Annotated in this window: 19 protein-coding genes; 15 read left to right on the top strand and 4 right to left on the bottom strand. The window is 41.8% G+C overall.

The window, feature by feature from the left end; all coding sequences use genetic code 11:
* The first annotated feature begins 57 nt into the window (after nt 1–57).
* Both B4A24_RS04395 and B4A24_RS04400 read left to right on the top strand, forming a co-directional pair.
* Nucleotides 58–663, top strand: coding sequence for a hypothetical protein (locus B4A24_RS04395; protein ID WP_293942994.1), 606 nt, complete (start codon nt 58–60; stop codon nt 661–663).
* A 57-nt stretch (nt 664–720) separates the two neighbouring features.
* Nucleotides 721–1,719: an OmpA family protein gene (locus B4A24_RS04400; protein WP_293942996.1), complete on the top strand. Its 999-nt coding sequence runs from the start codon at nt 721–723 to the stop codon at nt 1,717–1,719.
* A 55-nt stretch (nt 1,720–1,774) separates the two neighbouring features.
* Here the strand turns inward: B4A24_RS04400 and B4A24_RS04405 are convergent, their stop codons facing one another.
* Nucleotides 1,775–3,091: a L,D-transpeptidase gene (locus B4A24_RS04405; protein WP_293942998.1), complete on the bottom strand. Its 1,317-nt coding sequence runs from the start codon at nt 3,089–3,091 to the stop codon at nt 1,775–1,777.
* Nucleotides 3,092–3,603: 512 nt separating this feature from the next.
* Complete coding sequence (locus B4A24_RS04410) at nt 3,604–3,789, bottom strand: CsbD family protein (RefSeq protein ID WP_046675215.1); 186 nt, start codon at nt 3,787–3,789, stop codon at nt 3,604–3,606.
* Between the two features lie 308 nt (nt 3,790–4,097).
* On the opposite strand from B4A24_RS04410, the gene B4A24_RS04415 reads away from it, so the two are divergent.
* Nucleotides 4,098–4,910, top strand: a complete 813-nt coding sequence (locus tag B4A24_RS04415; protein WP_293943000.1) for a rhamnogalacturonan acetylesterase — start codon at nt 4,098–4,100, stop codon at nt 4,908–4,910.
* Nucleotides 4,911–5,065: 155 nt separating this feature from the next.
* Here the strand turns inward: B4A24_RS04415 and B4A24_RS04420 are convergent, their stop codons facing one another.
* Both B4A24_RS04420 and B4A24_RS04425 read right to left on the bottom strand, forming a co-directional pair.
* Complete coding sequence (locus B4A24_RS04420) at nt 5,066–5,245, bottom strand: hypothetical protein (RefSeq protein WP_172393880.1); 180 nt, start codon at nt 5,243–5,245, stop codon at nt 5,066–5,068.
* 110 nt (nt 5,246–5,355) lie between these two features.
* Nucleotides 5,356–7,266 (bottom strand): polysaccharide biosynthesis protein, encoded by a 1,911-nt coding sequence (locus B4A24_RS04425; protein ID WP_293943002.1) that lies wholly within the window; start codon nt 7,264–7,266, stop codon nt 5,356–5,358.
* 1,462 nt (nt 7,267–8,728) lie between these two features.
* Here B4A24_RS04425 and B4A24_RS04430 point away from each other — a divergent pair.
* The 12 genes from B4A24_RS04430 to B4A24_RS04485 all read left to right on the top strand — a co-directional run bounded on the left by B4A24_RS04430 (nt 8,729) and on the right by B4A24_RS04485 (nt 23,352).
* Complete coding sequence (locus B4A24_RS04430; RefSeq protein ID WP_293943004.1) at nt 8,729–10,105, top strand: exopolysaccharide biosynthesis polyprenyl glycosylphosphotransferase; 1,377 nt, start codon at nt 8,729–8,731, stop codon at nt 10,103–10,105.
* Nucleotides 10,106–10,240: 135 nt separating this feature from the next.
* Nucleotides 10,241–10,996, top strand: a complete 756-nt coding sequence (locus B4A24_RS04435; RefSeq protein ID WP_293943006.1) for a tyrosine-protein phosphatase — start codon at nt 10,241–10,243, stop codon at nt 10,994–10,996.
* A 31-nt stretch (nt 10,997–11,027) separates the two neighbouring features.
* Nucleotides 11,028–11,837: a polysaccharide biosynthesis/export family protein gene (locus tag B4A24_RS04440; protein WP_293943008.1), complete on the top strand. Its 810-nt coding sequence runs from the start codon at nt 11,028–11,030 to the stop codon at nt 11,835–11,837.
* A 66-nt stretch (nt 11,838–11,903) separates the two neighbouring features.
* The gene (locus tag B4A24_RS04445) at nt 11,904–14,267 is read left to right on the top strand and encodes a GumC family protein (RefSeq protein ID WP_293943010.1); all 2,364 of its coding nucleotides are present in this window, start codon (nt 11,904–11,906) and stop codon (nt 14,265–14,267) included.
* 18 nt (nt 14,268–14,285) lie between these two features.
* The gene (locus tag B4A24_RS04450; protein ID WP_293943012.1) at nt 14,286–15,827 is read left to right on the top strand and encodes a lipopolysaccharide biosynthesis protein; all 1,542 of its coding nucleotides are present in this window, start codon (nt 14,286–14,288) and stop codon (nt 15,825–15,827) included.
* On the top strand, nt 15,824–16,810 hold the full coding sequence (locus B4A24_RS04455; RefSeq protein ID WP_293943014.1) for a nitroreductase family protein: 987 nt from the start codon (nt 15,824–15,826) through the stop codon (nt 16,808–16,810). The genes B4A24_RS04450 and B4A24_RS04455 overlap by 4 nt, the downstream gene beginning before the upstream one ends.
* A complete protein-coding gene (locus B4A24_RS04460) occupies nt 16,810–17,922 on the top strand; it encodes a polysaccharide pyruvyl transferase family protein (RefSeq protein WP_293943016.1) in 1,113 nt (370 codons plus the stop codon). The genes B4A24_RS04455 and B4A24_RS04460 overlap by 1 nt, the downstream gene beginning before the upstream one ends.
* Nucleotides 17,900–19,159: a hypothetical protein gene (locus B4A24_RS04465; RefSeq protein ID WP_293943018.1), complete on the top strand. Its 1,260-nt coding sequence runs from the start codon at nt 17,900–17,902 to the stop codon at nt 19,157–19,159. Before B4A24_RS04460 ends, B4A24_RS04465 begins: the two co-directional genes overlap by 23 nt.
* Nucleotides 19,146–20,261: a glycosyltransferase family 4 protein gene (locus tag B4A24_RS04470; protein ID WP_293943020.1), complete on the top strand. Its 1,116-nt coding sequence runs from the start codon at nt 19,146–19,148 to the stop codon at nt 20,259–20,261. Before B4A24_RS04465 ends, B4A24_RS04470 begins: the two co-directional genes overlap by 14 nt.
* On the top strand, nt 20,254–21,381 hold the full coding sequence (locus tag B4A24_RS04475; protein ID WP_293943022.1) for a polysaccharide pyruvyl transferase family protein: 1,128 nt from the start codon (nt 20,254–20,256) through the stop codon (nt 21,379–21,381). The genes B4A24_RS04470 and B4A24_RS04475 overlap by 8 nt, the downstream gene beginning before the upstream one ends.
* 2 nt (nt 21,382–21,383) lie before the next feature.
* Nucleotides 21,384–22,268 (top strand): glycosyltransferase family 2 protein, encoded by an 885-nt coding sequence (locus B4A24_RS04480; protein ID WP_293943024.1) that lies wholly within the window; start codon nt 21,384–21,386, stop codon nt 22,266–22,268.
* A 13-nt stretch (nt 22,269–22,281) separates the two neighbouring features.
* On the top strand, nt 22,282–23,352 hold the full coding sequence (locus B4A24_RS04485) for an acyltransferase family protein (protein WP_293943026.1): 1,071 nt from the start codon (nt 22,282–22,284) through the stop codon (nt 23,350–23,352).
* The last annotated feature ends 1 nt before the right edge of the window (nt 23,353 follow it).

Below are 23,353 nucleotides of genomic sequence, written 5' to 3' on the forward strand. Positions count from 1 at the left end.
CAGATCAATAGGATTTGATACTATCAGATCGACGATTAAACAAAAGAATTGAAAAATATGGGAAAGATAACGGATCATGATGTAGCGGCACTTGTATCAAGAAGGATCACAGAGCTTATGGATTTAACCGGATTACCCTTGGAAGGTTTAGCAAATTTTACGGGATTATCCTTTTCAACTCTACGAAGTGCACTCAAAAAGTCCTCATCACTCTCCATTGATAGTTTCGCAAGGCTCTGCACACCGCTCTGCATATCACTTTCGGATTTTTTCAATCCGAAAAAGCAATTGCCTCCCCATACAAAGGACCTACCAAACTTGGTCAAGTTTAAGGTTATATTTCTGTCTTCTTTCGAGCAACCGCGTCATAAGGAAAGGCCGGGATCCAAGCCAGATGGTATCAATGCCGACCTTAGGCATCAACGCAAATTTCTTGCACAGCTGATCTATACTTCGGACTACTTTTTAACCGCACGGACGATTGATCAAATCGCAATTGACCTGGAGGTAACACATCATATTGTGATCAGGCCCGAGCGTCTGTATGCACTACTCAAGAAATATGTTGGTCTTGAGCTCTTGGAGAAAAAAGTTTTACCGAGAACAGCGCGCAAACCAGACGATTCGCGCAGGCCATATCTCTATTATAAGAAGGGCGCATAGTTTTATTTACCCTTTAGGCATAAAATTTGTCTATGCAAAAGAGAAAAAAAACGGATCATGAAAAGAACAGTACTATTATTTGCACTCGCAGCAGTTATGGGTTCCTGTAATCAAAAACCAAAAGAAACCACAACAGCTCCCATTCAACAAGATACTTCAGCAGCGAAGGAGCCTGCACAAATCGATACATCAACGACGCTCGACCTCGCCAGTATCCCCTATTCAGATTCGGATATCGGTGTATTTCCCTTTTTTACTCCTCCAAAAGGATATAAAGAAATGAACCAACCCATCAATAAGGATTTCGATGTCTGTTATTTTGCGATCAATGGTGTGATGAAACCCTACGAAGGAAGACTCTACAAAGCCAATATCACCAACGAACAGGGGACACAGTTTTCACAACGCTACTTTGAAAAGAGTATGGAAGATTATCTGGCCTCCATTGGTGCCGTGAAAATTTTTGATGGCAGCATCACTCCCGAAGAATACGAGCGTTACCATAAACAAGACCCCTACAAAGGTGATGAGGGCGACATCGGATATGCCGATCAGCAGATCCGCACATACGTGATCCGCAGCAAAAATCAGGGCAATATTTTTATTCAATATACGGCGGATAATGCAGGTGCCAAGCTCAACATACTACAGGAAAATAATTTTAAACAGACGATCCGCAAAATCACGGCAGATGATATTAGCAAGGATCTTTCAGAAACAGGAAAATCAATTGTCTACATCACCTTTGATACAGACAAATCCAGTATTACCACAGCAGGAACAGACCTGGTCATTCAGATTGCAGAAGCCTTGAAAAACAATCCTACGCTCAAAATCGCCATTGAAGGACATACGGACAATACTGGCGACGCAGCACATAATAAAAAACTTTCTGATGAGCGCGCACATGCCGTACTCAACGCTCTGGTGGGGCAAAAAATTGACAAATCACGTTTAACAGCAAAAGGTTATGGGGCTGAACGGCCTCTTGTTGCCAACGATTCAGAAGATAACAGAGCTAAAAACCGCCGTGTAGAATTGGTTAAGGTCAAATAAAATCAGACTATACAGCGCCTTACTCGATAGAAAACGCTGTATAGTCGTAAAAGCCTTAATTACCAGCATTATATGCTACGGGAGCTGGATAGCCCTTATCCTTGAGCGCTGCTATCGGCACAGCAATATCCTGCTGTCCAAGGACTTTCCGGGTGACCTGGCCCTTTTCCTTACGGTTCTCTTTGGCGGCCTCTCTTTTCTGGGCACTATCCTCTGCAGGGCCCTGATCTGGGTGATCAGCCCCCGCAATCTTATTGCCACGCGCGTCCTGATTCATCTCATTCAGAGCCTGTGTCAGGTTGCTTTTTTCCTGCTCGCTGAGTTTCTCAAATTTAACCCCGTAGGCGTCAAGCACACGGGTCGCATTCTCAATAGTATTGGTACCCCGTTCGTATACATCGCGATAGATATGCAGCTGGCCATCCTGCGCGACAATGGTTTCGTAGCGCAGCTCCACCAACACCGGTTGTTTTAATTTGACCGATTCAGTTTTCGTATTTTTCTTTTCGTAGTCAGCGATTTCTTCAGCTGAAATTGGACTGCCCGCTACCTGGGTCAGTACTTTGGTAAAATCCTGCACCTGCGCATCCGTCAGGCCCACACAACCGTGGGACGCAAAGGCCCCTAGCTTGGACGCGTCTTTTCCGCCATGAATCAACGAAGGCATGCCAATAGGAATTTTGATTGGACCCAAGGGATTTAATTTGCTCCCGGCTGGCACCTTCTCCCCAGGCGTTACCTTACCTTTTACCCATGGTTCATCTGGTGGCGTCCAGGTAGGATTAAAGATTACGTTGGTCGCCTTCCGCACGCCCGTTGGCAAAGGAAATTCAGGATAACCGACGCCGATCTTATAGGTTTTGATCAGCTTTCCCTGCTGAAATACATCCATCCGAAAAGCTGGTGCATTGACAACGATCCGTGTATCTTCGGGGACCTGATTAGGCTGCAAGGGCAGCTTGTTCTGCTCATCCGCGTACCGTGCTGCTATAAAATGAAAGAATTGTCCGGCTTTTTGTTCGCCCAGGATCCGCACAATTTCTGTCGTCGCCTGTTTGATGGACGCTTTAAACGATTTGGTCGAGGCTTCCTCGTCCTCACTTAACTCCCCGACAGCCGCACTGGCCGCCGCCTTTAGGGCAGTGACCTGTTCTTTATTGAGCTGCAGATCTGATTTTAATGTGCGCTCAAAATCTTCTTCGTAGAATAGCGCATTGAGCCAGGCCAGCGTAAAATCGGTATTTTCAGCCTGCTCGGTCAGGTCCGCCTCCCTATCGCTTGCTGATTGCGTTTTTGCGTTGCGGTCACGGCAACCTGTTAATATAAGTGCTGCCAACAAGATTCCGAATAAATAAGTGTTGATGTATTTCATATACCTTATCAACAAGTCTGCGATAGAAAAAGTTTAGCAGCAGGACTCTTTGTAGTCTACAAATGCTTGCGCTTGTACTGAAGTGAAAATATTACAAAACATTGGCAGGAAACCAATATTTTTAATCATTTTAGGGCAGAACACGCTAAAAAAACAAATATACTTTTAAATATTAAACAAATTCATTGAAAAACTCAAGACAAAAACAATAAAACACCCATAAATAAATAAAAAATGAACGAATAACCAGAAAATAAAATCAAAATAATACCAAAAAATATCATAAAACATGATTTTCATCATATTATTCATAATAAAATGTTAAATTTGTATTAAAAACAGAATTTAATTGACAAAAATTTAGGAAATAACAATAAAAGAAATTATATTTGCAATACCTTATTAGGTTTATAATTGGTTATTNNCCCCCCCCCCCCCCCCCCTACGTTAACGAAAAAAAGCGGACAACATGAATGCTATCCGCTTTGCTTATCACAAAAAAACACTTATCTCTACAAACCGTTCAACCAGCTATTCACTTCATCTTGTGTTTTTCCGGTCTTCTTCTGAAGTTTACCGACCAATTCGTCTTCTTTGCCTTCTGCATACAGTAAATCATCATCTGTAAGATCTGCATATTGTTGTTTTACTTTACCCTTGATTTCGTTCCAACGGCCTTTCCATGTTAATTCACTCATAATATTTTCCTTTCGTTTTTTTATAAATAGAACAGCCTACAGCCCGAATCGTTTAAGAAATTATGTTATTATAATGTTAAATCCTATTTTACAATGAATGTACTCAGGCAATCTTCATCGCGTGCAGGAATATTCCAGCCATCCCTTTATTATCCTATCGGACGACGTTCGTTTTTATAGCATACCTATCTTTGGTGTCAGTGGAAAAGGCAGGGACCATGCCTTTTTATGACCGGCAACGATTGCATAGAACTAGCTTGGAAGTGACAGCCAAGTTTGTTATCCTTGTGTAACCAAATTATAAATCCATGAGCACCACTGCAGCAATCAACAAAGTACCGATAGCCATCAAAGCTTCTATATTAGCCTGCCTGCTGTTATTTTCATCTTTTCTTAACAACAAGAAAGAGGTGGTAATCTACCTGATCGGAGACTCCACTGTCGCTGACTATTCGCTTGAAGAGGGATATATGGAAAAACGTTTTCCCCTGGTCGGATGGGGCCAGATGTTCCAAGCATTTTTTGCACCGGACAGCTTGCCGCAGCTACGCCATCTGATTGGCAAAACCGATGTAGTCCGGATTGACGACCGGGCGAAGGGCGGCCGAAGCACCCGTACTTTTTTTCAGGAAGGAAGATGGCGTGAGGTATATGATAGACTAAACAAGGGTGACATTGTGATGATGCAGTTTGGACATAATGATGGCTCAGTATCCCATACCGAACGCTATGTACCTATCGAAGGCTATAAGGAGTTTTTGCGTTTGTTCACCCTTCAAACCAGGCAGAAAGGCGCTATACCTATCCTATTGACACCGGTGGCACGCAATTATCCATGGAAAGAAGGCAAATTAGCTAACGTCCATGGCGATTATCCCGCCGCAGTGCTAGCAATCGCGAAAGAGCAAAATGTACGCTGCATCGACCTGAATGCGCTTTCCATGAACCTGTTTACCAGCAAAGGTCAAGCATACGTGACTCAAAATTACTTTATGAATATTCCTTCCGGAAAGTACAAGGCTTACCCCGAAGGGCAAAAGGACAATACCCATTTTCAGGCAGCTGGCGGTACCGCCGTGGCAGCCCTTGTTTTCAACGCATTAAAAGAAAAACTGCAATAGATACGAAATTCGAATTAAGTGTTTTCATAGTTAGGTTAATTAAAGTGACTCCCCTTCATCGCTCGGTGATTGGGGAGTTTTTTATGCATTCTTATCTTGCAAGGAAACTGACGAAAGATAATTGTATGATCTGTCTCCGAAGTGCGGGGCAATAATCAGAGCTGCCTAAGAAAGTGCATCTTGCCCGATATGGGGTCTACTTCTACGAGTACCTTGCGGTGGTTTTCATATTCATAGATATACCAATCAGGATGATCAGGGTCTCCGGCTGAATATGTATTCAATAAACGATCGTCAGATTCTGTTGATAAGTCTTGCGGATTATTATTATCCATTCGGGGCAATAGTATTAGTGTGCTCTAATTTACGATTTTCTATTTTAGTGTGCAATACTTTCTAGCGTCCATCAAAACAAAACGCCAGGAAAGCCCTACAGCGTCAATTTTTATTTATCCAATGTTTCAAAAAGAGAATTTTGAGACCTGTATTCAGGAACGATTTCCTTGACCAATCTGACCAAATTCATTTTGTCCTCATTGGAATTTGCATTTTTTACAAATTCGCATAAACGTTCTACACGCGCTTTTTGGAAGGCTAAATCCGGTGTATTCACCTTCGCTATCATGATCTTTTCATGATAGGTTTTCTCCGTATTCTCCCCATTAGCCAAAAGCTCCTCGTAGATTTTTTCTCCGGGCCGGAGGCCAACGATTTTAATATCGATATCTTCGGGATAATGATACCCCTTGAGTCTGATCATCTTCTTAGCCAGTTCCATAATCTTCACAGGCTCCCCCATATCAAAAACAAATATTTCACCGCCTTTTCCCATTACCGCAGCCTCCTGTACCAATTGACAGGCTTCGGGTATCGTCATAAAATAGCGGGTTATATTTGGATCAGTGATTGTCAAAGGCCCGCCCTTGAGCATCTGCTTTTCAAACAATGGAATGACCGAACCATTGGAACCCAATACATTACCAAAGCGGGTCACAATAAAATTAGTCCTGGAGTGCATATTGACAGTTGAGATTGCAATTTCAGCAACACGCTTGGTAGCGCCCATGACATTTGTGGGATTCACCGCCTTATCAGTAGAGACCATCACAAATTTGGACACCCCATATTTGTCAGCAAGTCGCGCTACATTATAGGATCCCCATACATTTGTTAAAATAGACTCATAAGGATTAGCCTCCATCAAGGGCACATGCTTATAGGCTGCTGCGTGAAATACATAAGTAGGACGATAAAACTGGAATAAAGTATCCATAAAAGACTCATCCCTAACATTTCCTACAATAAAGGCACAACGCGAAAAATGATGGGAGCCGCTGAGCTCCTGCTGAATATCATACAAAGCCGATTCCGCCTGGTCCAGCACAATAAGCTGCTTTAGATCCGTATGAGCGAGCTGGCGGACCAGTTCACCACCGATCGAGCCGGCACCACCAGTGACAAGCACAATCTGGCCTTTCATCTCAGAGGCAATAGTAGGATTGTCCAGGTCAATCGCTTTACGGCCCAACAAATCCTCGATACGCAGGCTCCTGATCTGTCTTGTCGCCACCTCCCCGGCCAATAGCCGGGCGGTATCCGGGATAATTTTTACAATTAAGGGAATCGGTTCGGCGAGTTTAAAAACTTGATCTAAGCGTTCAGGGTTACGGTCATCCACCGCAATGATAATTTCGGATGCATTCCCATGCCGCTGTACAAAATCCTTATTTAAAGCATTAATATCATGAATTTTAAACCCTTGAATACGGTTACCGATGCGATGGGGATTATCATCCATAATGGCTACGATCCGGTATTTGTTGCGCGAGGTGGTATGGATAAAATGAAAAGTGGTATTGCCCATATTGCCGGCACCAAAAAGAATCACCGGAATACGGTTATCTTTATTACCCCACATCAATGCATGATACAGCGCACGGTAAAGCACACGACTAACGGTCATGCCAAAACCAGCTATCAATGCATGAAATAAAAGCTGTGTATCCGAGAAAGGAAGCATATCCCCATAGGAAGGAAACAGCCATTCTATGGTTTTAGAAATGAGTTCAACGGAAAAGTATGCCAACACAACCGTCAAGACAATACGTTGTAATTCGCGGATCCCGGTTTTATGGACAACGCTCTTATATGAACCTGAGATACAGAACCAAATCAAATAGATCAACGATACAAGTAGCAATTGCCTACCCATATTGTCTAGCTCTACGGCTCCTCTATGCTTGAATATAAGCACATAGCTGACCAAAAAAGCAGTGGCCACCACCGCCATGTCCAACAGTAGAATTATCCAACGCGGCTTGTTAATGGATAAGCCCTCTTTCCACAAATTACTCATCTAACTATATAAGATATTATATACTTTAATCGCGAAATACGATAAAAAAGTATCCCTTTCAGTAATTAAATATTTTAAAGACAATCCTTACATTTATCGTACCTAAATTCCTCTTATCAGTCAAATTCCAAAAAAACATTTTTAAGCAGCAGGTTTTGTAACGATAGCGGTATTCACCGCGGCTTTTCAAAATAATTAATCGCAGGCGAAGTTACTAAATTAAAAGATAACACTGGGATATTCCACTCCTGTCGTCGCCGGATCGAATATCTCTGACACCCAACGGGAATCTTTCTTTCAAGAACTTCAAGGCCGTGTCCCCGGACTGTCAATCAATAATACAAGAGGTATACCCGGTGTATCGGCACAAATCACTCTCCCTAAGCTCAGCTCCATTTCTGGCTACAATTATGAACACCAAAAACTTGTGTATCCACTAATACCTAGCACACATCTACGGAGCTAAAGTTTGTAGAGGCAGAGTACTTTTTTCATTAGCACAAAATAATATCCTGCGGAAAGCCATTTACCATGCGGCACAATACTGAAATTGAAAGTTTAACCAGACCGCTGTCCAAAAATAAAGACATTCCAACAGCTAAATTAAGCAAGAGCCCATGAATACCTTCCGGCTATAACATTGGCAAAAAGAACCAAATAAAAACATATATTCTCCTAAAAAAAATGAAAAATTAAAAAAAACACGTGAAAAAAATCATTTTTTTACAGAAAAAACAATAAAAATTTAATAAAAAACATATTCAAACAAATATATAACATATAATTAATACACAATAAATATATTATCTACATATTATCGCGTAATATCAACAAGAAAAACAAAATTAAAAACAATAATTAGCGTTATTTCTATATAAATATCAATTTAAGCACTAAATAATATGTAAATATCTATTTTTTTGTACATTTTTTAAATGATTGACCTGTTTTCAATACAATATCACTAACAAAAATGAATAAAAAATCAAAATATTATATTTTATAAATAACTAAAACATTAAAAACCAATCAAAAACATTATTTTTCAATAATTAACTATTTAAAATAAACAAATTCACTAATAATTGGCCTGCCATTTGTACAGAAATGATCAACTTAGATCTACAATCTACAAACAACACTGAGTACGCGGGAAACCGCAAATCACCTGTCGCTATCAAATCAAAGCGGCAGGCTAAAATTTATTTTGGATAATATGGCTAACTAAGAAAATTAAAATCACGAAAATGAATCTTATTTTTTTAAAAAATTAAGATATTTAAAACATTAGTTCATTTAAATGTTATATAAGGAAAATTTACATTCTTATATAACATTAAATACACTATTTAATATAGTTATCGTGATGGTTTTCAAAACAACCTTATCATCCATTGAATTTGACTAATCATTCAGTGTTATGCTAAAATATGTTCAAAACCGTGCGTTAACTTGTATTAAAATGTTACTGATAATAACAGACGCCATTTGCTTAAATTTGTCTTTTTTACTTGTAAATTCATGGAGCACAGCTAATGGATTCATTGACACAGCGGAGGTCATTTCAAGTAACTACTATTCATTCTGGGCCATGTTCAATCTGGCCGCATTGGCACTATCGCTCATCCACCATCTGTATAATGACGCAACGATCGAGCACATTGAGCGCATCTACAGAGCCACCCTGAAAACTGCAATAGCTTTGATGATCATCTTCTCAGGCTACGCACTTTTAGCACACCCATTTACGGGCATCGGTTCCTTTCTGATTTCCCTTACGATCATCGTTTTTCTGTATTGTTTGATTTCCCGATTTTTGCTCACCTACATTTATGTTAAATTGCCAAAACGATTTAAGTGGAATAAAAAAGTAGCTTTGATCGGCCATTATGAAAATTTAGACAACATTGCAGCCGCTTTCTCCAGGCAAAATGCTTTCTACACAGTAGACACAATTCCCTTTGAATCGGACGAAAAAGACCTCAGTAAAGAAAAAAAGATTGACATCTTTAAGCGCTACTTTGAAGAAGTTTCCAAAGCGGGTATTCACGATGTATTTCTCATTGGTTCAAATGATATTACAGACTGCAGTCAAGAACTAATCCTAGCCGCAGATCACCAATGCGTACAGCTCAATTTTGTTCCCACGATTACCGCCAACATTGCGTATGGGAACGGTCGTCAAGAAGCTTTGACCATGCAGCTTCCGGTACTAAAATCGCATGAAGAGCCCATGTCATCCATGGAAAACAGGTTAAAAAAGCGTTTCGTTGACCTTTTGATTTCATCCTTCGTCATGCTGTTTATTTTAAGTTGGATGATTCCCTTAGTTGGCATTATTATTAAAATACAAAGCCCAGGCCCCATCTTTTTCAGACAGCCCCGCTCTGGCCGCAACAATAAATCTTTCGATTGCTTCAAATTCAGGAGTATGGTTCAGAATAAAGATTCCCATGCCAAACAGGCTTCAAAAGATGACAACCGCATCACGCCAATTGGACGCTTTCTCAGAAAGACCAATCTTGACGAATTTCCACAATTTATCAACGTCTTTTTGGGACAGATGAGTGTCGTCGGACCAAGACCGCATATGCTTTCACATACCGAACACTATAGCAAACTAATTCAGCATTATATGGTACGTCATTTTGTCAAACCCGGTATCACGGGCTGGGCACAGGTTAACGGATATCGTGGCGAAACCAAAGACCCACAGCTCATGGCAAAGAGAGTTGAATACGACTTGGACTACTTAAGCAACTGGTCTGCCATGCTGGATTTTAAGATTGTCTGTATGACAGCGATCAATATGATTAAAGGAGAAGAAAATGCATTTTAAAATGAATAAACAAATTAAAATATCAAAGAACTCAAGTGTTGACTTGTGATTGTAGGGAGATATTCCGGCCGGTCGCTCCGGCCGGGTATTTCTACAATCTTCAGGCTCGCGGAGTAATCAAAAACAAATAAACACATGTGGCATTTTTTCAAACGTAATACTTCGAAATACAATTTAGAATGGCTTGGGGTTGATATTCATTCGCATATACTCCCGGGAATAGACGATGGTAGTACCTCCATTACCCAAAGCGTTGCCTTAATAGATTCACTCATGCAACTAGGCATATCCACATTCTACTTTACGCCCCATATATATCAGGAAGTACATCCCAATACGCCCAAATCTATCGCAACTGCATACCAAATCCTACAGCAACAATATAACGTGAATGGGGGCTACGCAGCAGAATACATGGTTGACAGCCACTTTCATTCCCTCATATCCAACGCAAAAGAGCAGGATTTGCTGACACTCCCCGGAAATTTCATCTTGATAGAAATGTCCTACATACACGAAAGCCGAACCATCGAAGAGGATATTTTTAAGCTGCTGACCTTGGGCTACAAGCCCATATTGGCTCATCCAGAACGCTATATCTATTACCATGATTCCATAGAAAAAATCAAAAGATTGCGTGATCGCGGATGTTACCTGCAGCTTAACCTGCTCTCTCTCTCTGGGTACTATGGCTCCCGGGAAAAAACAGCAGCCCAACACTTGATTGATGCAGGACTAATCGATTTCGTTGGCACCGATGTGCACCATAGCAAACATACCAAGGTACTGGAACAGTACTATACAACCCACAATATCAACATCTTATTTAAAAATTGTAAGCTAAAAAACCAAGAATTAGGAGGACAGGTGCACGCTGTTCTACAACAATAAACTACAATTCTACAACTACAACACTATTAACATGAGTATTCCTAAAATCCATTTACACAACGCCCAGTATTTATTATATCTCCTACTTACCTTTTTTTCACTACAGTCCTGTTCAGTAAAAAAAACGGTTTACTTTAACGATCTTCCGGCCGATTCAACCCGCTTATTGCGTGCGTCGACAGCCTTTACGGATCCTACCATCCAACAGGATGATATATTAAATATTACCATCCAGACCTCAGACCCTACCTCGGCAGCCATTTCCAATCAGGCCACGCCTGTACAGGCTGTAGGTGCCAGTTCAGCTAGCAATGTGGGTAATCAACTGATATCGGGTTATCTGGTCGACAAAAACGGTTATATCAATATTACCCTGTTGGGCGATATTTACGTCAAGGGATTAACCACCTTTCAGGCCAGAGAAAAGATCACCAATCTGGCAAAAAAATATTATAATGATCCGAATGTGCTTGTGCGCTTCGCCAATTTCAAAGTCACCATCCTGGGGGAAGTCACTAGACCAGCGACCTATAGTTTACCCAATGAGAAAGTCACCATTCTTGACGCGATGGGACTAGCGGGGGATATGACCATTTATGGCCGTAGAGACAACGTGCTTCTGGCACGGGATCACGATGGACAAAAAGAGCTCGTCCGACTCAATCTTAACGACAGTAAGCTCTTTAGTTCTCCATATTTCTATCTGAAACAAAACGACGTAATCTATGTAGAGCCTGGAAAAGGCAAGGCGGCAATGAATAATGCTTCACGGACGCAAACTTTTGCACTAGTAGGCTCATTTTTATCTTTATTAGTCGTCGTATTCACCCGTATACATTGATGTATCCAAATCCATCATTGTATTTTCATTCAACTACTAAACTGACACGCTCTAACGATCTTTTATATGAAGAAAATAAACGACTGGGAAGACGAATTAACTTTTGAAGATACCAAATCGGACAATCGTGATTTGATCCAATTTATTCGGCGACTCTATAGCAACTGGTATTGGTTTGCCTTATGTGCACTCGTCGGTTTAAGCCTGGCTTATCTCTACCTTCGGTATACTAACCCGACCTACACCATTAAGGCCAAATTACTTGTATCGGACGATAAAAAGGGTGGAATGGTGGAGCCCTCAGCCTTGCTGGATCTCTCAAGCCTTATGGGCGCAAAAAATTCTGTCGACAATGAAGTAGAGGTATTAAAAACGGCTGACCTCTTTCGGGAAGCGGTACTTGCCGAAAAAACCTATATCACCTATTTCAACGCCGGACAGGTACATAATGCTCCAGTCATGTTGGCTCCCATTGAACTTCAAATACTTTCAAATCCGGACTCTATTCGTGACGGCATGAGCCTTACGGCCCTTTTAATTGACAGCAAAACCGTCGAATTGTCCAATGCAGACACGAGCTTTCGCACCACCTATGACAAGGGCTTTCGCCTACCCGGCGTAGGCACCGTGATCCTGCACAAAAAAGAATATCCTACTGTTGAAGGAATGACCTTTGGCTTTTCTGTTATCCCCATCAGAAAAGCGGTCGGAAGCCTAGCAGAATCGCTCAATATTGAAGTTACCAATAAAAATGTGTCAACTATAGACCTAACGCTAAATCACGGCATTGCCCAGCGCGGCGAACAGATCTTGCGGACCCTGATTCAAAAGTACATCGAACGAAATTTGCATGATAAAAATGCAGTTGCTGATTCGACCCTTTCTTTCATCAATGCACGACTTAAATTTGTCACAGAGGAACTCGCAGGGGTAGAAAATAAAATATCCGGTTATAAGAAGAATGCCCGCCTGTCTGACATCTCCGAACAGAGCAAGATCCTCTTGCATACCTCTTCGGAGTATAGCAAATCCCTCGCCGAAGCTGAAACGCAGCTTGCCATACTAGATGATATAAGCAAGTATCTTAAGGACAGCAGCAATCCACGGATAGTCCCGGCATCTATTATCCCGCAAGATATTTCCTTCAACACCCTGATCCCGCGCTTCAATGAGCTGGTTTTACAACGTGAAAGATTACTATTGGGCAATACAGTCAATAACCCGATTATTCAAAATATTGACAAACAATTGCAGGGCCTGCGTGCAGATATGATCGCCAATATTCAAAATACAAGGCAACAACTGGATCTATCGCGGAGTAAACAACAGCAAAGAAGCGACTTGCTGACAAATCAACTTTCAGAAGTACCTACCATCGAGCGCGGATTTATCGATCTTACGCGGATGCAACAGATCAAACAGGAGCAATATATATTTCTACAACAAAAATGGGAAGAAACAGCTATCAGCCGAACAGCCAACGTCGCCAATGCCAAAGTTATTGATTCACCCAAGGCAGATGAATTTCCCATCGCTCCGAAAAAAAAGCTTATCTACGTATTGGGATTGTTGGCAGGCCTGATCACGCCATTAGTGATTATTTACCTCAAAGACCTGCTTAATGTCCGTATTCGTTCGATAGAAGATATTACGAGCCGGAGCAATCTGCCAGTCCTGGGAGCGATTGCACACAACCAAAGCCATGAGCAGGTTGTGATCACCAAGACTTCAAGATCACCTATAGCCGAACAGTTTAGGGCATTGCGGACCAATCTAGAGTTTGTATTGCAGGGCGGTAAAACCATCCTATTTACCTCATCCATGTCCGGCGAAGGGAAGTCTTACATTGCCTTGAACCTAGCCGTCACACTAGCCTTACTAAATAAACGCGTGGTATTGATGGAGCTCGACCTTCGGAAACCCACCTTAACTTCCAAATTATCTATTGACGCAGGGACTGGATTTTCGCACTATGTCGTCCGTCCCGACATGGAAATAGATGAAATCATTACCCCATCGGGCAAACATGAGCTTGTGGACCTTATTCAAGCCGGAATTATTCCCCCTAATCCGGCCGAATTATTGGTGCTTCAACGGACAGCAGACCTGATAAACAGCCTCAAAGACCGTTACGATTACATTCTCATCGATGCTCCGCCAGTGGGACTCGTTACTGATGCACAACTATTAAATCGCTATGCCGATGTCTGTCTTTATATCATCCGTCAAGACTTCACTTTCAAGGAGCAGTTATTTATTCCAAACGATCTGGAAAAGAAAGGAAAAATCAAACCCATACAGTTTGTGGTCAATGATGTTCAGGCCAAAGGCAGCTATCAGCGAAATTATGGCTATGGTTACGGCTACGGTTATGGCGACTATGGGCAAGAAGAGAAACAGCCCTGGTGGAAATTTTGGAACAAGAAATAAAAATAAAGCAATCACGCCATGAATAACCCCGCTAAACGAATATTATTGAATACGAGTTTTCTATATGGCAAACTTATCTTCTCGGCCTTTGTCACATTATACAGTACCCGGATCCTAATCAGTGCACTGGGCATTGCCGATTTTGGTATTTACAACCTGATCGCAGGCGTTATCCTGATGCTTGCTTTTATCAATGGAGCCATGACCATCACCACCCAACGCTACCTTTCGTATCATCTCGGTAAAAATGATAGCCATACGTTAACGAAAATATTCAATTCGAGTGTGAGCATCCACTTTATGATCAGCCTTATCCTTGTCTTCGTCCTTGAAGTACTTAGCATTTGGCTCTTGGGTGGTTTTCTTAAAATTCCGGCCGACAAGCAGTTTGAAGCTACCTGTTGCTACCATATGATGGTCATCAGCACCTTTTTTACTGTCAATGCTGTCCCATATGATTCACTGATCAATGCCAAAGAAGACATGCGATTTGACGCCATCATTGGCATCGTCGAGACGATGCTCAAGCTAGTGGCAGCGTATTATATCACCTTTTTCAGCGCGCATAAATTGATTGCTTACAGTGCCGGCATCGTGTTTACCACCATTGTGATCCGTATTGCAAAATCACTATGGTGCCGAATAAAATACCAGGAGTCCAGCATACAGATGAAATGGTTAAGAGAAGGATATCTCTTTCGTGAAATGCTATCCTATGCCACCTGGAATCTATTTGGATCGATTTGTTATGTCGCCTCCAGCCAAGGCATTGCGGTTGTGCTAAACCGCTTTTTGGGCGTTAATATGAATGGTACATATGCGATTTCACAGCAAATGAATTCCCAGCTCCAGTCTTTCTCTGTGATCATTTCCAAAGCCCTAAATCCACAGATCATGAAAAGTGAGGGAATTGGAGACCGGGCAAGGATGACCAAGCTCTCTTTGCTGTCGTCCAAAAGTTCCACCCTATTGTTGCTATTTGTTGTCATTCCCCTCATTGCCGAGATGAATGGCGTCCTTCACCTTTGGCTTCCGAAAATACCACCAACAACCGGTCTTTTCTGTACAGTTATCCTGATCAATGCAGTCATCAACCAGCTATCAACGGGATTAAAATCCGCTGTGCAAGCCAGCGGAAACATCAAGCTGTATCAATCTATTGTGGGCAGCACTATTATTCTGATCGTCCCCATAACCTATATTTTGCTGCAATTCGGTTGTACTGTATTTCAGGTACTTTTAGCCATGAGCAGCATGGAAGTTGTATCGCTGACATTGCGTTTAATCATTTGTCATAAAGTCACCAAAATAGGAATCAATCGTTTTTTCAGTGAGGTCATTATCAAGGTTATATTGGTATCGAGTGTTGCCGTATGTACCATGATTTTACTTCAATACTGTCTTAATTTCTCCATCCTCCGCCTGTTTCTTACTGTCATGCTCAATACCATCGTCATGTTCCTCAGCATCTACCTATTGGGCATCAATGCATCGGAGCGGATGATGCTGAATGCGGCTATTAAAAAGATAAAGAAAAAAAATATAAGTCTTAGTGTATGAATCGTTTAAAAGCTATATTAGGTAAGAACGCATTAGTTTACATGCGTGTTTTCCGCATCTATTACTATGATCTGGTCAGATTTTACAACTATTCAAATGTAAAACAGCTATTTTCTAACGAGGATGCTTACAAAGGTCGTCTGACTATCCTATACCATGTGATTGAGAAAGGCTTAACCATGCCCGAGACTAGACTTGGATTTGGCCTACCTGTCATCAAGGATCTCATTGAACTCTTACAAAAATTTAAGAAGGAAGGTTATGACATCAGGTGTCTAGAGTATCAGCATAGCAAGAACGTATTGGCAGAATATTTTTACTTTCATCAGGAACAAGCTTATACTTTGCCCGAAGAGATTACCCAGAAGTATCAGGAATTCGCCAATTCAACTATACAAGCCCCTCAGGTTCACCAACTACGATTTACACGGGAAGAATATTTCAAATACAAGGATCACCCTTTTGATCTATTCTCATCGTCACGCTATTCATGCCGCAATTATTCCAGCAGGCCCATTCCCGCAGAAATCTTAAAAAAATGTATTAGTCTCGCCATGAAATCACCAACATCCTGCAATCGGCAGCTCAATCGAATTTATGTAATCACCTCGCCCGAAGTAAAAGAAGAAGTACTTAAACTTCAATATGGCAACCGGGGCTTTGGACATTTGGCGAGCACGCTATTTATTTTGACGGCCAATATATCCTATTTTCAAGGGCCAAATGACCGAAATGAATCCTACATAAATACAGGCATGTTTGCCATGTCATTGCTCAATGCACTTCATCACCATGAGATTGGAGCCTGCCCGCTTAATTGGAGCGTAGACCATAAACGGGATACGCGTTTACACAAGCTTCTTCATATACCCGATAATGAACGGATTGGTTTAGTAATCTCGGCGGGCTATTTACCAGACACGCTAGAAATTGCCTCTTCACCACGGTTAGAAGTCGATCAAATCACTAAATTTTTTGCCTAATGAAAATCGGAATTGTTACTTTTCACAATGTTTATAACTATGGCGGCATGTTGCAAGCCTATGCCTTATGTCAATTTTTGAATCAGAAATACACTAATTGCTATTGTATTGATTATCAACAGGAGGCACTAACCAAAAAATATAGCCATCAATTGTGGGATAGGGGAAAAACGCCACTGCAAAATGTCAAACATTTTATAAGCTATTATTTGCTCAGGCGCAATTATAAAAAGGAAAAAAAGTTTAACGCTTTTCTACAGCACTATATTCCGCTCACATCGCCAGTACATCATATCGGCGAATTTCGTGCAGTTTCATCTAGCTTCGACATTTTAGTGAGTGGCAGTGATCAGCTCTGGAACCCCCAGTTTACCGGAGGCCAGTTGGACCCTGTTTATCTCTTGGATACCAATCATTCACCCCGCAAATTTGCTTACGCATCGAGTGCGGGCGCCCGTGACTTTAATGCCTTGGAGCTCCAGCAACTGAAGCGGTATCTCGACAGTTATCAAGCAGTCGCCGTACGGGAAGAATATTTACGACAGCAGCTTAACCCCATTAAACAGGATGTGCAGGTCGTCTTGGATCCAACCCTCTTACTTAACAAAAGCAATTGGCTAAGCATCCGCCAACCGGTAAAGGGGTTACCAAAAGAATTTATTTTGCTCTACACCTTTGATAACGATAGCAAAACCATTGCAATTGCCCACCGTATCGCACAAGAATTATCCTTACCGATTGTTTCCCTTTTCAAAGTAAAAACCAAGCTGCCCATCCAGTATACCCTTGCAGACCTGGGGCCCGCCGAATTTTTGGATGTACTCGACCAATGCCGTTTTGTTGTCTCCAATTCATTTCATGGGACAGCCTTCGCTATTAACTTTCAAAAAGACTTTTATAGTGTCTACAAGCCGTCTAACCCCCACCGTGTCCTCAATCTTGTAAAAAAACTGAGCCTCGAAAATAGGGTTATCAACAGTATTCAGGACCTCCCCCAAGTAACCCAGTGGACCATAGATTATAGCGTGTCCATGGCTGCGCTGGAAGTGGAACGCACTTTTGCTGACAACTTTTTGACCTTTCAGTACGATGGAGATCTTCAGCAGGCATAACAAACTTAGCTCCGCAGGCGCATTCGTGCTATTGTTCAGTTTACTTTATGTCCGTTTATTCCGGCCATTAGGGTTTACAGACGATATCTGGAAACTATTTTTTTACCCTGTTCTCCTATATCTGATGGGATCAGTAGCATCTGGATTTTTCAACAGTCGCTACAAAGATGTATTTTCAAATCCCATTCGTTTATTTATTGGGATCATCTTCCTCTCCTCACTGGTCTGTATGATGACCTGGGGGCAGAGTATTATCGATACGCTGCTCTCCTGCCTGCCCTTTTTTTCCTTCCTGCTTTATTATTATTTGCTTCAGCGCAACCTTAAAACGAAGGAAGTGGAGAAATTATTATGGTGGTTTACAGCGCTCTTTATAGTCTGCTTTTACATCGCACTAGCTGTTGCACCAACACGGTTATTTTTGGGTTATGGCGAAATAGGGAAGGAAATCGATACCGAACGAGGCCTGTCGAGAATCCGCTTGACACTCATAGGTGGCGGCCCCTTGTATCTGGCCTTTTTCCTTGCCATAAATAAGTATAAGATGCAGCGCAACAAGAACAAATGGCTCCTACTGATCGTGATCTTTTTTATCACCATCGTGCTTCAATTAGGCCGTCAGACCATTGTGATTAGCATACTACTCGGATTATTATTTTACCTGAAAGGGTCGAGTTTCGCCAAAAAACTTAGTGCCCTTATTGTTCTGGGGAGCCTGGTATTTATACTACCCATTCTTGCTGCCAATATCTTTCAGGGGCTACAAGAACGAACCAATAAAGAGCTGGAATCCCAACAGGACGGGGATGACAATGTCCGGCTTGCGGCCTACAAATTTTATTTTAACGATGTTTCCCGGAGCTCGTTAAATGATATTTTTGGCAATGGCATGTTTTCCCTAGGCAAGTCACGCTATGGAGATTTTGTCGATAAAAACGGGCGTAGTCAGGGGCTGATCCCTGCCGATGTAGGTTATGCCTCCATCTTTCTCTATTTCGGTATTTTGGGTTTGCTATTTTTCGGCGTCTTGCTCTTTAAAGTCATACGGCTAAAAGTCGCGCCGCAATACAGCTACCTTAAATATTACATTTATTTTCTGTTTATCGGGAATATTGCAGGTTCTACCCTATTGGGCACCATCCCCACGCTCTGTTTAGCACTATATATGTTAAGCAAAGGCAACTTATTATATCATTATCAACTTCAGCAAAAGTCCACTAGCCATGCAAAAACTTAAGATATTACATGTCGTTCACGATTTTCTCTTTGGGGGTATAGAAAGTTACCTGTATTACCTGGTTCAGGCTCAATTACAAAACCCGAGCCTCGAAGTAGCCATTTTATGCTGCCAGGCCAAAGATAAGGTAGCCAACAGAAGAATGCTGGATCTCGACGTTAAAATACACTTTCAAGTCCTTAAACCGTTTGATCTGCGCATTTCCCGCTATCAAAACATCCACAACATTGTCAAGGACTACGATATTGCGCAGCTTCATATTTTCAAGCCACTCCTCTTGCGCACATTGGCACAGTCAGGTATACCTGTCATCTTCACTGTACATACTGCCGGCGCGATCCGGAGAAAGCAAAGCTATTACCATAAAATGAAAGCAGGATTACAAGTGTGGCAGATGAACAATCACTGCAAAGGTATCGTCAACAACTCCACATACTCCAAACAATATTGGGTGGACAAAGGGCTGCAAACCACCTACAATAAAGTCATTTACAATGGTGTACATTTTGTCCAACATGCTGACAGCAGTGTCGTATTTGAGCAGTATCCCGCATGCAAGGGCAAATATATCATTGGGACAAGCAGTAGGTTTATCAGCTGGAAGCGTGTAGACCTACTCATCCAGAGCTTTGCCAAAATAAGTACAGATTACCCAGAAGCCGCCCTACTTTTAGTTGGCGACGGCCCAGAGAGAGAAAAGCTCGAGCGGTTGGTTGAAGCGCTAAATTTAACCGATCGCATCTATTTTACCGGTTATCAAAAAAATGTGCATGCCTATCAACAGGCTATGGATGTTTGTGTCTTCCCGTCCGTTTCCGAACCTTTTGGGCTGGTAGCCATCGAGTGCCTCCATCTGGGGAAGCCCGTCCTGGTCATGCAAGATGGTGGCGGTTTGACCGAATTGATTGAGCAAATAGAACCAACATTCATTGCCAAAGATGAAGATCATCTCAGTGAATTGCTACGCCTACACCTCAACAACTCAGCTGTAAACGATCCATCGATACAGCAAAAACGCAGGGACTATGCCGAAAATTTTAATATCCTGAAAATCGAAAAGCAATATTATACATTTTACCAAAGCCTAATTAACCATGCCTAACATTTTGTTTTATAAAGGATATACACAATACCATAATATTGGCGACCAACTGATCAATAAAAGCCTGCTCAAATTCTTTCGGCAATTCAGTCAGGTCGTTGTAAGCGACAAAGGCATGCCCGATTATTATGCTGAGATTTTAGCCCTGCAAGAAACCGAAAAATCAAGTTCCCGGCCGTTAGGATTCCATCTCCAATTACTAAAATGTGCTGTACAAACAATTTTCACACCCCAACAACAGGTCTATTTTCTTGCCTCCCCCCCAGGAGATCAGTCAACCACATCAAATGTTACCGGATTAAAATATATACTATCAGGATTATTTTACCTGCTGCTCTATCTCTTAGGCGTACGGATTATTAAGATCGGCTTTTCGCTAGGTCCGTTAAGCCCCCTTGGCGACATCGGCGAACGCTTTAGGGCTCTTTTTGTACGCTATTATTATGTTCGGGATAGTCTATCACTTCAATATGCCCAAAGATTGGGCATATCACAAGCCAAGATTTTTCCTGATCTATGCTGGACATTCCAACCACAAACAACTCCAGTTCCAGCGCGAGATACCGGAAAAGACAGCCGGCCAAAGATCCTGCTCTCTTTTCGGAGCGCCGTCCATCAAGGCAGCGCTGCTGGCTATCAGCAAGATCTGCTCCAACTTATTCAAGCCCTTGTACGTCAAAATGCCGATCAATACCAGTTTGAAATCGTCTATCAAGTCGCCTCGGATGCAGCCTTTAGCCAGCAACTCTATACAGCGATCCAAACCGATGCAACGATTCACTTCCATGAGCAGCAATTAGGGCTCGCAAATGCGCATTATTATCAATCCGCAGCAGCAGTGCTCACCAATCGATTACATGTTGCGCTCTTGGCGGCAAAATACGGTTGCCTGCCCATCATAGTAACCGATATCAATAAACATGTAAAGATTAAAGGGATATTTATTGACGCAGGCTTACAGTCACTCCTACTAGATACGCAGCAAGAAGCATCAGATATTACGCGCCAGCTCAGCGATATCCTTGTTCGACGGCAAGCGCATTTCGAGCAACTTGAACGTGCCGAACAACAGTATAGCACCCTATCCAATCAAACGATTAACGATATTTTTATTACCTAGCTATGACTTACTCCATCATCATTCCCCACAAAAATTCAGCTGAATTGCTCCACCGGCTCATGAAGTCAATTCCCAAGCGCGAAGATCTAGAAATCATCGTTGTTGATGACGCCAGCCAAGCAAGCGAAAAGGAAAAATTACAGGATCTGCAAAAGTCCTACAACTTTAAGTTACACCTTAATAGCATCGGTAAAGGTGCCGGAGCCAGCCGCAATATCGGCCTGGAGATGGCACGTGGCACCTATGTTCTCTTTGCAGATTCAGATGACTACTTTACCCATGCACTTGCCCATGAGCTCGACCGTATTCCAGCCTATGATAAAGATTTAATATGTTACAAAGTAAATTCTGTCGATTCGCAAAGCTATCAAACAAGCCATCGTCATCATTTTTTCAATGAGCTGATCACCAATTTTCAACAGCGGGGCAAGATGGATGTACGCTACAAATATTCAGTACCCTGGGGCAAAGTCTATCGGCGCAGTTTTATCGAACAACATCGGATCCGATTTGCTGAAGTCATCGCAGGAAATGACATGTGGTTTTCCTGCATGTGCGGTATCCTATGCAGCTCCTTCACCGTCAAAGAAGAACTCCTCTATACCGTAACCGTCCGAGAAGGTAGTATTGTCAATACCGTAAATCCAGACTATTTCAAATCCCGCTTTGATGAGACCATTCGGGTCAATGATTTACTAAGAAGCTACCACCTGTCCAGTTATCAATACTCTGTTTTGTACTTCGTATCCAATGCCCATAAGTTCGGGCTAAAAGCCTACGTTGCCAAGCAGTTACTCGCACATAGAAGCAATATCCTCATTGGTTTAGAAAAAATATTCAAATACAAACAAGTTTTGGTCGATAGAGAAAACAGAAGAGTTAAATAAGCGAATTTATACTATGTTATTAGACAATAAAAATATAAAACAACTTGATGGGATTAGAGGAATATCCATTCTCATTGTATATTTATCCCATGTCGGATTGGGGCACTTAATTCCAGGGGGATTTGGGGTCACGGTCTTCTTTTTCATCAGTGGATTTCTCATTGCCAAACTTCTTCTTCATGAAATTCAGACAACCCATACCATCAATTTTGTCAATTTTTATATCCGGAGAGCATTCCGGCTCTACCCGGCCCTATTATTCTTTACCCTTACCATAGTTATCATACTATTGATTCACCGGGTGCCACTCATTACTGCGCAGCTTGGAGCAGCGCTCTTCTATTTTGAAAATTACTTTTATGTTTATTTTATCAACTATCAACAAGAACATCCCCTTTGGAGCACATTTAAAATTTTATGGTCGCTATCCATTGAAGAACATTATTACCTCTTTTATCCCCTCATGCTTTTCTGGACCTACAAGCATAGCGCGGCCCATATCCTACTCTGTACATTCTTGTTGATTATCCCTTTACTATTCCGCTTCTATTACGTCATCCAATTAAAAGATCCAGCGATCTATGAAAAATACAATTATTCATTAACCCACACCCGTATAGATTCCATTCTATATGGTTCCCTACTGGCTTATTTGCTGTATATGAGCAAGCACAAAGAGCGGATTTATAGTATACTGAGCAGTAAACTTATTTTTTTTATTTCCCTTCTAGGGCTCCTCCTTACCTTCCTATGGCGTGACGAAGCGTTCAGAGAAACCCTACGGTATACGATTCAAGGCATATGCTTGGCCCCCTTGATTGTCCATATTGTTTACGCGACACAGCGTAAGATCAATTGGAGTCTTTTTGCCAATCCTATTCTGGTATATATTGGCAAGTTGAGCTATTCCATCTATTTATTTCATTGGCTAGCCATTCCCCTATCAACCTTGTACTTTGCAAAATACGGGCTGCAATGGCAGTTGTCTGTGACGATATTCACCATTGTATTTTCCCTTTTCTCTTTTTATAAAGTAGAAATGCCATTTGTAAAACTCCGCAAAAAATTTGGTTCCAACGTTTAAG

The sequence above is a fragment of the Sphingobacterium sp. UBA7249 genome, from assembly GCF_002472835.1.
In the GTDB taxonomy this organism is placed as follows: Bacteria; Bacteroidota; Bacteroidia; order Sphingobacteriales; family Sphingobacteriaceae; genus Sphingobacterium; species Sphingobacterium prati.